Consider the following 14,197-nt stretch of genomic DNA (forward strand, 5'->3'; position numbering starts at 1 on the left):
GAGCCGCGACATCGAGGTCGTGACGTTTGCGAAGAACCGATGGCGACGCCATGCGCGCGCCGCGATCGCGCCCTTCCGTCAGTCGTCATGCGTTCGCCGGAAGCTCCGGACACCGCGACGTTGCGGTTCGCCTGCGGCTCGCCGCAACCTACGAGAGCGGCGTTCCGCCGGGGCCAAAGCGGCGTTCCTGTACGACGACGCGGCCGGCGTCGTCGCGCACGGCCAGCGTACTCGCGCGCGTGCCGTAGCTGTCGCCGCGGATGAAGACCGTGGCGAGGAAGCGTTCGCGTTCGAGACCGACGCCGGTCTGGGGCAGCGACGCGTCATCGGGCTGCTGCGTGTCGGCGAGCAGATCGAGCAGCGCCGCGTCGCCGGCACCAGCCGCGAGCGCGTGCTCGAACAGCGCGCGCAGCCGCTGCATCTTCGGCCAAGGCGCATCGAGCGGACCGTTGCTGACGAGATGCACCCCGGGGTGCAATCGCTGCGCGCGCGCCGCCGGGCTTTCCAGGCACCAGACCTGGTCGCGATCGGCGACGACGAGATTGAACGGCGCGTAGTCGGCGATGCGCTGCTGCAGCCGGGCGACATAGTCGGCGGCGCCGTCGCCGCCGGCGACGAAATCGCGCACGAGATCGCCGCGCGAGCGCGGCCCGCGCTGCGCGTTCAGCAGGCGGACGTTGGTAACTGCGGCCACGCGGCCGTTTTCATGCATGGCGAGCCAGCTGCCGCCGGCTTCGAGATCGCGCCCGCCGAACACGCCGGGCAGGTCGGGCCAGGGCGCCGCGGCCGCGCTCGCGCGCGCGTGGAATTCATCGCGATTGCCGAGCAGCAGCAGCGGCCTGCCCGGCACGACGTCGACCGCAACCAGCAGCAGGCACATGTCAGCGCACCGATGCGTGCGGCCGACGCGCCATCTCAGCGGCTGCCGCCGGCACCGGGGTCGCGCAGCTTCTGCTCGACCACGCCGAGCCGCGGATTGCCGGGACTCAGGCTGCGCGCCGCATCGAGCGAGCGCCTCGCGTCCGCCGGACGATTCTGTCCCAGGCGCGTTTCGGCTTCGTCGAGCAACGACTCGGCGAGCCGCAAGCGCAGCGTCGGCAGGCTCGCGTCGGCCGGCGCGAGCTGTTCCAGCGTGTCGACGAAATCGCGCGCGCGATCGAGCTTTTGCTGCCCCAGCGCGATATTGAACTGGTCGCGCGCGATCTGCGGCAGGTTCTGCAGGCCGGCCAGCGCGCGCGCGTTGGCGCCGTCGAGCGCGAGCGCGGCGCGGTATTTGTCGTAGGCCGAGCTGCCCGGCGGCAGCACGAGGTTGCCGGACTCCGCCGCCTTGTCGGCGGCGGCGAGATGCGCCGCGAGCTTCTGCTGCTGCTCGGGCGTCAGCACCGGCCGCGACGCGGCGATGTCGAGCCGTTCGCGCAATTCGCGCAGCTGGCCGCGCGCGGCTGCGATGTCGGCCGAGCCCGGCGCCAGCGGTTCGGCCTGACGCAGCAGCCGGTCGGCCGCGGTCGGATTGCTCTCGTCGAGCGCGGCATTCGCCTGCACGACCAGCGCCTGGGCGACCTGCGACAGGCCCGCACGCGCCTTTGCATTGCCCGGATCGCGGGCGATCACGGTCTTGAACACGGCAAGCGCGTTGTCGTCGCCCTCGCCCGAGATGCGCCCGGCGCGCAGCAGTTCCTGCGCGCGCCGGACCTGCGCCTCGATGGCCGCGCCGGCATTCGCGCGCGCGGCGGTCAGCTCGGCGCGCAGCGTCGGCAACACCGGATCGTTGGGCAGCGCGCGCGCGATCGCCTCGATGCGTGCGGCGGCATCGTCCACTTTTCCCTGAGTCAACAATTCGCGCGTCTGCGCGGCCAGCGCGGCGCCGGCCTTGCGCAGCCCCGCCTGGGCCGGCGCGTTGCCCGGCTCCGTCGCGAGCACGCGCTCGTAGAGTTCGACCGCGCCGCCCGCGTCGACGAGCCTGCCCGCGGCGAGCGCGGCTTCCGCCTGGTCGAACAATCCGGCAATTTCGGTATTCGCGCCCTCGGCTTTCTTCAGCGCGGCGGCCGCCTGCTCGACCGCGGCGCCGCCGGCGAGCAGCGCGCGTGCGTCGGCGAGCCGCGCATGCGCGACGGCAAAGTCGCGCCGCTGCGTCGCGGCGGCCGCTTCGGCGATCAGCGCCTCGCCGACGCGGCGCAGGCCGGCGCGTGCGATGTCGTTGTCGGGGTCGATCACGCGCGCCGACTCGAACAGCTCGCGCGCGCTGTCGTTCGTGCCGCTGAGCTGTCCGCGCGCGAGCGCGTTGTCGGCGCGCGCGAGCACGTCGTTGAGTTCCGTGCGCGGCAGCAGCGCGCGCAGCTTGTCCTGATTGCGCCAGAGCGCGAACGCGCCGACGCCGAGCAGCACGACGACGGCGACGGCGAAGATCCAGCGACCGGGTCCGCGGCGCCGTGTGCGGCGCGCTTCGCTCGCACGGCCGCTGCGCTGCGGCTGCGCGTCGACGATGTCGATGCGGCCGATATGCGGTTCCGCGCGCACCGACGGCTCGGTGCGCGGGCGCTGCTCGGGCGGGGTCACGGTCGGCAGCGCGAGCGTCGGCGCCGCGCCGGCGCGTCCGCGCGACAGTTCGCCGAGTTCGCCGCGCTCGATGCGGCGTTCGATCGTCTCGATCGCCGCGGCGACCGCGGCGCCGTCCTGGAACCGCTGCTCGGGTTCCTTCGCGAGCAGCAGGTCGAGCAGCGGCTGCAGCGCGCGGTATTCCGGCGGCAGCTGCGGCAACGGCTGCGTGATGTGCATGATGCCGACGGCGAGCGAATCCTCGGCGTGATACGGCACGCGTCCGACCAGCAGCTCGTACATCACGATGCCGAGACTGTACAGATCGGAACGCCCGTCGAGGCCGCGGCCGCGCGCCTGCTCCGGACTCATATAGTGCGGCGTGCCGACGACCGCGCCGGTGCGCGTCATGCGCGTCGCCGAATCGTTCGCGCGCGCGATGCCGAAATCGGTCAGCGCAGACGAGCCGTCGTCGCGCAGCAGGATGTTGTCGGGCTTGACGTCGCGATGTACGAAGCTCTTGCTGTTCGCGTAGTGCAGCGCCTTCGCGATTTCGCGGACGATGCGCAGCGTCGACGCCACGTCCCGCGGCTTGCCGTCCTCCTGCAGCACGGGACCGCCGGCGACGTATTCCATCGCGATGTAGAAATAGTCGCCCTGGCGGCCGACGTCATGGATGCCGACCACGTGCGGATGATGCAGCTTCGCCGCGATGCGCGCTTCGCGCAGGAACCGCTCGCCGTAGGTCGGATCGGCCAGCAGCGTCGGGGACATGACCTTCAGCGCGACTTCGCGGTCCACCGATTCCTGTACGGCCAGATAGACCGTCGCCATGCCGCCGCGTCCGAGCTGGCGCACTACGCGGTAACCGGGAATATCGATCATGCGGGATTCGGAAGCCGTGACGCCGCAGGGAAGCGGCTGCGGGGCCAAGCATAGCAGCCCGGCGGGAAAGGCCTTAGAAGCAGGTAACTGGAGGCAATGGCCAGCAACTGGACAGCCGCGCCTCACCGTCGGATCACCTCTCTCGTTTCTGTCCGCTCGCGCCTGATTCTTCGCTAGGCGAGCCTTCTCGCCTCGATCACGTTCGGCACGGCCGCGAGCTTGCCGAGCAGGCTCGACAGCTGGCCGTAGTCGGTCACGCGCAGTGCGAAGTTCATCGTCGCGAGGCCCGACACCGGATCGACGCGCGTGTTGACCGCGAGCAGGTGCGCGTTGGCCGACGCGATCACGTTGGTGATGTCCTTGTGCAGCCACTTACGGTCATAGCCTTTCACGAGCACGTCGACTTCGTAGGCCTGCTCGCGGCGGTTGCCCCATTCGACCTCGATCACGCGGCTCGGATCACGGACGCGCAGGCGCGCGAGGCTGGCGCAGTCGGCGCGATGCACGCTGACGCCGCGGCCGCGCGTGATGAAGCCCATGACCGCATCGCCGGGCAGCGGCTGGCAGCAGCGCGCGAGCTGGGTCAGCAGGTTGCCGACGCCGTCGATGGTCAACGCGTCCTTGGTGCCGGGCTTGGGCGGCCGCAGCGCCGGGGCCGGTGCGGGCTTCGGCGGCGCGACCATCTCGTGCAGCGCGCGCGCGACCTGCGCCGCGCTGATGTCGCCGAGCGCGAGCGCGACGAGGAAATCGTCGAGGTGGCGCTGGTTGAAGCGCGGCGGCAGCGAATCGAGTTCGACATTGCTGAGTGCGAGCCGCTTGAGTTCCTTGTCGAGAATCGCGCGTCCGGCGCTCAGGTTCGCGGTCAGGTCGACGCGCTTGAACCACGTGCGCACTTTTTCGAGCGCGCGATGCGTGCTCAGGAATCCGTGCTGCGCGCTGAGCCAGTCGCGGCGCGGCGCGCGCTCCTTCGCGGTCAGGATTTCGATGCGGTCGCCGCTGACCGGCTGGAACGTCAACGGCACGATGCGTCCGTTGACCTTGGCGCCGCGGCAACGATGGCCGACGTCGGTATGTACGTGATAGGCGAAGTCGAGCACCGTCGCGCCGCGCGGCAGGTCCATGACCTCGCCGCGCGGCGTCAGCAGGTAGACGCGGTCTTCATGCAGGTCGGTGCGCAGCCCCGCGAGCAGCGCAGCGTCGTCGTCGCCGTCTTCCTTGGTTTCGAGCAACTGGCGCATCCAGGCGACCTTGCGCTCGAAGCTCGCGTCGCCGCCTCCGCCTTCCTTGTAGCGCCAGTGCGCCGCGACGCCGAGTTCGGCGTGCGCGTGCATGTCGTGCGTGCGGATCTGCACTTCGAGCGTCTTGCCCTCGGGCCCGACGACGGCGGTGTGCAGCGACTGATAGTGATTGCCCTTGGGACGCGCGATGTAGTCGTCGAACTCGCCGGGCACGTAGGGCCACAGCGAATGCACGACGCCGAGTGCCGCATAGCAGGCCGGCAAGTCGCGCACGAGCAGACGGACCGCGCGAATGTCGTAGAGCGCGCCGAAATCGCCGTCCTTGCGCTGCATCTTTTTCCAGATCGAATAGATGTGCTTGGGCCGTCCGGCGACATCGGCCGCGATGCCGGCATCGGCGAGCGCCGTGCGCAGCTGCGAAAGCGCGGTCGCAATATAGGTTTCGCGATCGACGCGGCGCTCGTCGAGCAGCTTCGCGATGCGCTTGTAGGTCTCCGGCTGCGACAGGCGGAACGCGAGGTCCTCGAGTTCCCACTTGAGCTGCCAGATGCCCAGGCGATTCGCGAGCGGCGCATGGATGTCGGCCGTGACCTGCGCGAGCGCACGCCGCTGGGCGTCATCGAGCCTGTCCGCCGCGCGCAGCCGCGCGAGCTGCCGCGCGAGCAGGATGAACACGACGCGCAGATCGCGCACGATCGCGAGCAGCAGGCGGCGCAGGCCTTCGGCGCGCGTGTGCGCGCCGCGCGCGGCATGCAGCGCCCAGACCTTTTCGGCGGCAGCCTGCCCGTCGACGAGCAATTGCAGTCCGGCGCTGCGCGGCGGCAACGCGGCCGCCCCCGGGTCGTCGGCGGAGCGGTCGAGTTCGTAGAGGATCGTCGCGGCCAGCGTCTCGTCGTCGAGGCCGAGATCGCCGAGCAGTTGCAGCGTCGCGGCGAGATCGGCGAAGCGAGGGTCGCCGTCGGGAAGTTCCGCAGCCACGGCGTCGAGCCGCGCGCACGCGGCGGCCAGCTCCGCCGAGAGCGGCACGAGCCGGCGGCGGGCGTCCATCCATTGTTCGAGGCTGGTGCTGGCGAGGTCGCGCTTCACCGGGGCGATTGTAGCGAAGCCGCCGCTGCCGTCGGGACCGGTTTCGCCATAACGAAAAAACCCCGGGCGATGCCGGGGTTTTTTTGCGCAAAAAGGAATTTCTTTACGGCGTGACGCGGATGCGGAACTGCCGCACGGTCTGGTTGTAGCTGTGGCTGGCCGGATAATTGCCGTCGCCGAGGAAAATCGTGCAGTCGGCCGTACCGGTCTGCGTGCCGTTCAGCACATAGTCGAGCGTGACCGACGTGCCGCTGACGAGGACCTTCGGGCTCTGCAGGCCGCCCGGAATCTGCGTCGCGAAGATCGACGGCGAGGTGCCCGTGCAGTTCAGCTTGTTGTCGCTGCCGACGCCGGCGAAGAAGGTCCATTGCGTCGCATTCTCGTCGTAGGCGCGCTCCGGGCCACCCTTGAGATCCGTCATGAAGTTCACGATGTCGCCGAGGCACTGGTCGGAGAAACCTTCGCCAGCGAGCGAGCAGACCAGCGTCGGCACCTTGTCCGGGTCTTCGACGGCGAGCGCGGTCAGACGGAACGACGGCGCGTCGTTCTCCGAGGCCACGACATGGAACGGCACGCTGCGCGTCGATTCCTGGCCGCGGCTGTCGGTCGCCGTGATCAGCACCGATGCATGAACGCCCGGCGCATACGTGCCGGGCGTCGAAGGATTGGTGTCGGTCGCGAAGTCGGGATCGAACGCGGGTATGTCGAACCTGCAAGTACGCCTGACGGCTTCGCCCGGCAGCGGCGTTTCGAGCTGCGAGCAACCCACGTTCGTCGCGGGCACGAGATTGCCGTTGAAGTCGATCGCGACCGCGGCGTTCAGCAGCGCGTGGCCGGCTTCGGTCGAATCGTCGGCGATCACGAAACTCAGATTCGTCGCGCCGGTGCCTTCGGCCATGTTCGGCACCATGTTCGCCTGCGTGATGATCACCGGCGACATGTCCGACAGCACGCCGCGGCCCGCGGAAACGTTGTTGCCGAGCACCGCTTCGGCACCGTCGGCCAGATAGAGCGCCGCGTAGGTGACCGCGGCATCGGTATCGGCGGGCATCTGCACGCCGTTGGCGAGCTGGCGCTGCACGACATAACGCTGCGCAACGCCGCCCGGCGGGACGACGAGCGGAAGATCGATGCTGTCGTAGATCATCGACGAGAGATCGCACTGCGTGCCGCCGATCGGCTGCGCCGGGCAGTAGCGCGCGGAGCCCGTCACGAACACGGAGCTGTCGAAGCCGTCGCGCACGCGGTACTTCATGCCGGAGAACTCGGCCGGAATGCGCACGTCGACGTAGTAGGTGTAGTACGAATTGCTGAAGCTCGGCAGCGCCACGACGCTCGTCGTGATGCTCGCGTCGGGTGCGTCGCCGAACGTGTCGTTGAACAGGCCGGCGCTGAGCTTGCGCACGCCGTCAGCGGTAAGCACGTAGCAGAACGTTTCGACGTCGGACTGGATCGTCAGGCCGGTCGGACGGAAGTTCCAGTAGCCGATGCCCTGCACCGGGGTTTGCGCTCCGCCCGAAAGGGAGCCGAACTTGAAATCGCCGCTGCCGGGATAGAAGCCCGCAAACACCGGATTGACGCGATTCGTGAAGCCGGCCGGCGCGGCCGAGGCCGTGACCTTGCCGCAGAGCGTCGGCTGCATCACGCGGATCGTCGTCGTCGTCGAAGTCTCGTTGGGAGTCTTCGTGATCTGCATCGCGTTGAACGGCGCGATGTCTTCGTTACTGAACACCAGAGGTACATCCGCGCCGTAGCTGACTCCGCAGGCGCCGGCCATGACCAGGCCGAGCAGCAGCGTATTCGTTCGCGTAATCCGGAAATGCCTCATCGTATTCTTCACCAGTGACTGAATTTGCCTGTACCGAGCACGCAGGAACCCGCGCGCCTCGTGACGCCTTTTTGGACGAAATCCGTTGTCCCCGACTGCAGCCGGGCCGCCCAGCAGCAAGCTGAGCATTTCCTGACTGCCATCTTGACGCGGAGTATACGTACCGCTACCCGCTCCAGTGTTAAGTAGCAGTTACCCGACGCGCCCGATTTTCGACCAAATTCCGGCGCTTGAGGAGAACTGCTGCACCAGTCGTTACAATTGCGGCTTTCGCCCCATCAATTGAGGTGCTTCATGAACGGGATTCGCCTGCTCGCCCTTGCCGCTGCTCTGTCCGCTGTCGGCCTTGCCCAGGGCGCGGAGTTCTCGACGCTCGAAGAGCGCATGAGCCGCGCGGAGTTCAACGCAGCCGGTCTCGACCGGCTCAGTCCCGACCAGCTCAAGTCCCTGAACGACTGGTTGCGGATTCATGGCCTGGCACCGGGCGCTCCGATGCGGTCGGCCACGTCCCGCGACGGCACGCCCGAGTTCTACCCGGAAGAAAAAGAGCGCGAGACCATCGAAGCCAACATCCAGGGCCGGCTCGACGGCTGGCTCGGCAAGACCACGTTCAAACTCGACAACGGCCAGGTCTGGCAGCAGGCCGAATCGGGCATGCGCACCGACCTCGGCCTGAACAGTCCCGCCGTCCGCATCAAGCCGATGCTGCTTGGCAGCTGGCTGATGTACGTCGACGGCTGCGGCTGCAGCTTGCGCGTGCGGCGCATCAAGTAAGCAGGAACGGGTGGGAGGAGTGAGAAACGAGTGGCGGCGTCGCCGCTGCTCGATTCTTGCTCACTCCAGAACGCGCTGCCGAAGGATCGCGATCAACGACGACCATCGGCAATGCGTGAGAAACGTACCGAAGCCGCACGCTTCCACTCGCTACTCACTCCTCTCACTCTTTCCTCGCTTTCAGCGCGTCGACTGCCTTCTGCAGCCGCTTCGGCGACACCGCTTCGGCGGTCTTGAGTTCCTGCGCGAACACCGACACGCGCATTTCCTCGACGAGCCAGCGCAGTTCGTCGAGCGCCTCCGGCGCTTCGCCGCTCGCGCGGAATTTGAGGTACTCGCGCCAGTAGCCCTGCACCGCGAGGAGTCGCGCCTGATCGCGGCTCGCGTCGACGCGCAGGCGTTCGGCGCGCAGGCGCATCGCCTTCAGGTAGCGCGGATAGTGCGCAAGACGTGCGCGGCTCAGTTCGCGCACGAAGCCCGGGTGCATGAGCTCGCGCAGTTGTTCGTGCAGGTCGTCGTAGTTCGCCTTGCCGTAGCCCATGAGCGGCGCCTTGAGCCACGGTCCGAGTTCGACATAGGCCGCGAGCACGTCTTCGACGAGGCCGAGCCACTGCATCGCGGTCGGAAACAGCTGCCGCGCGAGGTCCGCTTCGGCCTGCGCGAAGGTCTCGCGCCTGCGCAGGTCGAGATCGCGCGCGGCGAAGAGTTCCTGCAGCGCGGCCTCGATCAGATCCTCGCGCAGCGACTCGACGCTCGCGATGCCCGCGTATTTCAGCGCGAGCGCATGATTGATCGGCAGTTGCCGGCGCGCCTGCTTGATCCGGTCGGCGAGCGCGCGCCGCAACAGACGCACGACACCGCCGCGGTGCGAAGCCAGCGCTTCGTCGCGGCGTTCGAACACGCGCAGCGCGACGCTGTCGCCGAGGTCGACCAGCGCCGGGTATGCGGTCAGGTTGCCCTGGCTCACGAGCGACTCGGGGATCTCGGCGAAGTCGAAGGTTTCGACGTCCTCGCGCGTCAGATCCGCGTCCGCCTGACGCGAGAACGCCGCGCGCGCGGCGCCGCTCCAGTTGGCCTGGATCAGTTCGAGATCGCGCCCCTGCTCCAGCGTCCGTCCGTTTTCGTCGTAGACGCGGAAATGCATGTGCAGGTGCGCCGGCAGCGCGACGGACGCGAAATCGCCCTCGCCGACGGCAACGCCGGTCACTCGCTGCAGATACGCGGCGAGCACGCGCGCGAGCGGCGCATCGCGCGGCGCTTCGCTTTCGACGAACGCGCGCGCGAAGTCCGGCGCCGGCACGAAATTGCGCCGCAGCGCCTTGGGCAGGCCGCGGATCAGCTCGGCGGCCTTTTCCGCGAGCAGTCCGGGCACCAGCCATTCGCAGCGCGCCGCCGGCACCGCGTTCACGTAGGCCAGCGGCAGCTGCAGGCTGACGCCGTCGGCGGGATCGCCCGGCAGGAAGCGGTATTCGAGTTTCAGCGTGTGCCCGCCGAGATCCAGCCGAGGCGGATAGTCCTGCGCGGCAATGCCGCTGCGCGCACCCAGCACGTCGGACAGCGACCAGCGCATCGCGGCCTGATCCGCCGGCGCCGCGCGCCGGTACCACGCGTCGAGCGCGACGGCCGTGCTGATGTCGCCGGGCAGCTTGCCGGCGAACCACGCGACGAGCGCCGTTTCATCCTTGACCAATCCGGCGCGGCGCTGCTTGGCCTCCAGTTCCTGCGCTTCGGCGAGGACGCGCGCGTTCGCGCGCACGAAGTCGGCTTTCGCATCGATCTCGCCGCGCGCGAGCGCTTCGCGCAGGAATACCGCGTGCGCGAGGTCGGGCTCCTGAGTGCCGTACTGCACGACGCGCTTCTCGACGAGCACGAGCCCGAACAGGCTGACCTGCTCGTAGGCGAGCACGGCGCCGCGCTTGCGCGACCAGTGCGCATCGCGCCAGCTGCGCTTGACCAGATGCGCGGCCTGCTGCTCGATCCACTCGGGCTCCACGCGCGCGCAGAGCATCGCGTATACCTTTTGCAAATCGATGATCTGCCCGGCCAGCAGCCACTGCGGCGGCGATTTCGCGAGGAACGAACCCGGAAACACCTGGAAGCGCCGCTCGCGCGTGCCGCGATACTGTCCGCGTTCGTCCTTGCGGCCGACCTGGGTCGGCCAGCCCGACAGCAGGCAGCGATGCAACGCCTCGTAGCCCGGCGCATCGAGCAGCGCCGCGGGTTCCGCATCGGCGTCGGCGGCCGGCGCGGCAGCGACACCGGCCAGCGGCCAGCCGAGTTCCTCGGCCTGCAACAGCAGCTGCCGGTGCAGCTCGCGCCACTCGCGCATGCGCAGATAGGACAGGAAACGGGCCTGGCACCAGTCGCGCAGACGCGCCTGGCTCAGTTCCTCGTGGGCATTCGCATGCGCCTGCCAGAGCTTGAGCACCGCGACGAAATCCGAGCGGGAATCCGCGAACTGCGCATGTGCCTGATCGGCCGCCTGGCGCGCGTCGGCCGGGCGTTCGCGCGGATCCTGAATGCTCAGGAACGCCGCGACGATCAGCAGCTCGCGCAGCGCGCCGCGATCCTTCGCCTCGATCAGCATGCGCGCGAGCGCCACGTCGATCGGCAATTGCGCCATGGTGCGGCCGACGTCGGTCAGGTGCTTGCGCTCGTCGATCGCGCCGAGCTCGGTCAGGCGGCGGTAGCCGTCGCCGATCGCGCGTTCGGGCGGCGCCTCGACGAACGGAAACGAGGCGACATCGCCGAGCTTCAGATTCAGCATGCGCAGGATCACGCCGGCGAGTGAACTGCGCAGGATTTCCGGATCGGCATAGCGCGGACGCTGCGCGAAATCCTGTTCGTCGTACAGGCGGAAGCAGACGCCCGGGCCGACGCGGCCGCAGCGTCCCTTTCGCTGCTCCGCGGCGGCCTGCGCGATCGGCTCGATATGCAGGCGCTCGAGCTGCGAGCGCGGCGAATAGCGTTTGACGCGCGCCGTGCCCGTGTCGATGACGTAGCGGATCCGCGGCACGGTCAGCGAGGTTTCCGCGACGTTCGTCGCGAGCACGATGCGCCGCTGCGGACCGGGCTTGAACACGCGGTCCTGATCGTTCGCCGACAGCCGCGCGTAGAGCGGCAGCACTTCGGTGGCGCGGTACTGGCGCCGGGCCAGTGCAAGGTGCGCGTCGCGGATCTCGCGCTCGCCCGGCAGGAACACGAGCACGTCGCCGCGCGGATCCTCGGCCGTGATCTCGTCGGCGACGGCGACGATCTGTTCGGTGAGGCTCAGGTCGCCGCGCTCGGACGCCGTGCGCGGCCTGTCGCCGCGCGGCGCGTCCGACAGCGGCGGGCGCCAGCGCACTTCGACCGGATAGCTGCGGCCTTCGACGTTGACCACGGGCGCGTTGCCGAAGTGCGCGGAGAAGCGCGCCGTGTCGATCGTCGCGGAAGTCACGATGAGCTTGAGATCGCGCCGCTTGGCGAGCAGGCGCTTGAGATAGCCGAGCAGGAAGTCGATGTTGAGGCTGCGTTCGTGCGCCTCGTCGAGGATCAGCGTGTCGTAGTCGTTGAGCCAGGCGTCGCTCTGGGTTTCCGCGAGCAGGATGCCGTCGGTCATGAACTTGATCAGCGACTCTTCGGAGACCTGATCGCTGAAGCGCACCTGGAAGCCGACGAGCTTGCCGACTTCGGTACCGAGTTCCTGCGCGACGCGACGGGCTACGCTGCGCGCGGCGATGCGACGCGGCTGCGTGCAGCCGATGCGGCCGGCGATGCCGCGGCCGGCGGCGAGGCAGAGCTTCGGCAGCTGCGTGGTCTTGCCCGAACCGGTTTCGCCCGCGAGCACGACGACCTGATGGCGCCGGATCAGCGCGACGATCTCATCGGCCTTGGCCGCGATCGGCAGGCTTTCGTCGATGCGGATCTCGGGCACCCGCGCCGCGCGCTGATCGCGCCGCGCGCGCGAGGCCGCGATGTCGGCATCGAGCCGCGCGAGCGCGTCGTCGGTCGCCTGCATCGGCGCGTCGTTGAAGCGCCGCCAGCGTCCGAGCAGGCGCGAGAAATCACGCGCGAGCACGCGATCGAGCGCCTTGCGCTGGGCCGCGATGCGCGCGACGGTCTCGGTCGCGGGGCGCGCCGCCGTTGTCGCGCCAGTGGAATTCTTGTCAGCCATCACACATCAGATACGCGGGAGAACGCCCGCGGAACCGCCAATCATAGCGGGTGCCTATCGCGACCATCGTCTTCCCGTGCGCCCGGCGCGCGACGACCGCGGTAGAGTGTCGCGCCTGAACCACAACGGGAGTCTGCACATGGGTATCGATATCGGCATTGCCAAGAAGGACCGGGAAGCGATCGCCAAGGGCCTGTCGCGCCTGCTCGCCGACACGTACACGCTGTATCTGAAGACGCACGGATTCCACTGGAACATCACGGGCACGATGTTCAACACGCTGCACCTGATGTTCGAAACGCAGTACAACGAACTCTGGCTCGCCCTGGACCAGATCGCCGAGCGCATCCGCTCGCTCGACGTGGTCGCGCCCGGTTCCAGCGCGCAGTTCGGCAAGCTGTCGTCGATCAAAGAGGAGACCGGCGTGCCGGAATGGCGCGACATGGTCCAGCAGCTCGTCGACGGCCACGAAACCGTCGCCCGCACGGCCCGCGAAGTGTTCCAGCTCGCCGACAAGGCCTCGGACCAGCCGACTGCCGACCTGACCACGCAGCGCATGCAGGCGCACGAAAAGACGGCCTGGATGCTGCGCTCGCTGCTGGCATGACTTCCGCGGGAATCGGGACGACGTTTGCGGAACCGACACCCGTCCCCACCCGACCCTCCCCGTGAAGGGGAGGGTTTCGCGGTCCCCGCTCCTACGATCCCCCCGCTCCTACAATCCCCCGATCTCCGATTCCCCATTCCCGCCCCACCGGGCGACATGAAATCGTCAAAAGCCCGTGCTAGCCTGCCCGCCTTTCGATGGCGGCGTCCGGGCAGGACATTGCTGTCCCGCGGCGACGGACAGTCGCACGCCCCGCCGGATCGGCGGCGTGTCGCGGGAAAACGCGGTTGCTGGCGCGACGCGTGACGGAATCAAGGAAACCGAACTGACGGCCGATGGCCACGAAAACGCGAAGACCCGCGAATCCGCGGTGTCTTCGCCGCATCGTGGCCTACGTGCCGTCATCGTCCGCTCGCCAGTTCATTTCCGCCCGGCGCCTGCCGGGCGATCATCGTTCAGGGGTCAACTATGAAGACGGGTGTTACGCGGCGCGTGTGGTTGCCGGCGCTGCTGATGGCAAGTGTCAGCGCGACGGCGCTGGCCGACAACTCGGCGCTCACGCTGCCGGTATCGCAGGACTGGAACAACAACGGCCTGATCACGGCGGCCAACGACTGGTCCGGCGTGCCCGGCTTCATCGGATACCGCGGCGACGGACTCGCCGCCGGCACCGGTGCGGATGCACAGACGATCGTCGCCGACGGCACCGGAACGCCGGTCAACGTCAACGCCAACCAGACCACGCCGAACTCGTTCACCACCGGCGGCGTGACCGAATTCCAGCTGACCAATTCCACCGTCGCCCTCGCCGGCAGCGGCACCGCCAAGGCGCCGTTCCTGCTGTTGAACCTCAACACGACCGGCAGGGAAACGATCCACGTCGCCTACACGGTCCGCGATCTCGAAACCGGCGCCGACAACGCCGCGCAGCAGGTTGCGCTGCAGTACCGCGTCGGCAACAGCGGCGACTTCACGAACATTGCCTCGGCCTACATCGCCGACGCGACCACGACCGGCACGCCGGCCGGCCCCGACATCACGCGCGACATCACGCTGCCGGCAGCGGCCAACAATCAATCGCTGGTCCA

General features: G+C 68.7%; 8 protein-coding genes. 3 read left to right on the forward strand and 5 right to left on the reverse strand.

Features of this window, described 5'->3' with window-relative positions; translation table 11 throughout:
- Positions 1–148 precede the first annotated feature (148 nt).
- The 4 genes from VLF18_RS14290 to VLF18_RS14305 all read right to left on the reverse strand — a co-directional run bounded on the left by VLF18_RS14290 (position 149) and on the right by VLF18_RS14305 (position 7,476).
- The gene (locus VLF18_RS14290; protein WP_325280306.1) at positions 149–880 is read right to left on the reverse strand and encodes an NRDE family protein; all 732 of its coding nucleotides are present in this window, start codon (positions 878–880) and stop codon (positions 149–151) included.
- Positions 881–915: 35 nt separating this feature from the next.
- A complete protein-coding gene (locus tag VLF18_RS14295) occupies positions 916–3,420 on the reverse strand; it encodes a serine/threonine-protein kinase (RefSeq protein ID WP_325280307.1) in 2,505 nt (834 codons plus the stop codon).
- A 173-nt stretch (positions 3,421–3,593) separates the two neighbouring features.
- Positions 3,594–5,705 carry a bifunctional (p)ppGpp synthetase/guanosine-3',5'-bis(diphosphate) 3'-pyrophosphohydrolase gene (locus tag VLF18_RS14300; RefSeq protein WP_325280313.1) on the reverse strand — a complete coding sequence of 704 codons (2,112 nt, stop codon included), beginning with the start codon at positions 5,703–5,705 and terminating at the stop codon, positions 3,594–3,596.
- A gap of 142 nt (positions 5,706–5,847) precedes the next feature.
- Entirely contained in the window at positions 5,848–7,476 is a 1,629-nt protein-coding gene (locus VLF18_RS14305; protein ID WP_325280308.1) for a hypothetical protein, read from the reverse strand.
- A 390-nt stretch (positions 7,477–7,866) separates the two neighbouring features.
- Between VLF18_RS14305 and VLF18_RS14310 the strand changes: the two genes are divergently transcribed.
- A complete protein-coding gene (locus VLF18_RS14310) occupies positions 7,867–8,346 on the forward strand; it encodes a hypothetical protein (protein WP_325280309.1) in 480 nt (159 codons plus the stop codon).
- 163 nt (positions 8,347–8,509) lie between these two features.
- Here the strand turns inward: VLF18_RS14310 and hrpA are convergent, their stop codons facing one another.
- Positions 8,510–12,502 carry an ATP-dependent RNA helicase HrpA gene (gene hrpA, locus VLF18_RS14315; protein WP_325280310.1) on the reverse strand — a complete coding sequence of 1,331 codons (3,993 nt, stop codon included), beginning with the start codon at positions 12,500–12,502 and terminating at the stop codon, positions 8,510–8,512.
- 139 nt (positions 12,503–12,641) lie between these two features.
- Here hrpA and VLF18_RS14320 point away from each other — a divergent pair, with 139 nt between their 5' ends.
- Together VLF18_RS14320 and VLF18_RS14325 are read left to right on the forward strand one after the other, a co-directional pair.
- Positions 12,642–13,109 (forward strand): Dps family protein, encoded by a 468-nt coding sequence (locus tag VLF18_RS14320; protein WP_325280311.1) that lies wholly within the window; start codon positions 12,642–12,644, stop codon positions 13,107–13,109.
- 468 nt (positions 13,110–13,577) lie between these two features.
- On the forward strand, positions 13,578–14,197 hold a 620-nt coding region (locus tag VLF18_RS14325; protein ID WP_325280312.1), incomplete at its 3' end, for a hypothetical protein.

Origin of the sequence: Tahibacter sp. (genome assembly GCF_035481375.1) — a bacterium.
Classification (GTDB): Bacteria; Pseudomonadota; Gammaproteobacteria; order Xanthomonadales; family Rhodanobacteraceae; genus Tahibacter.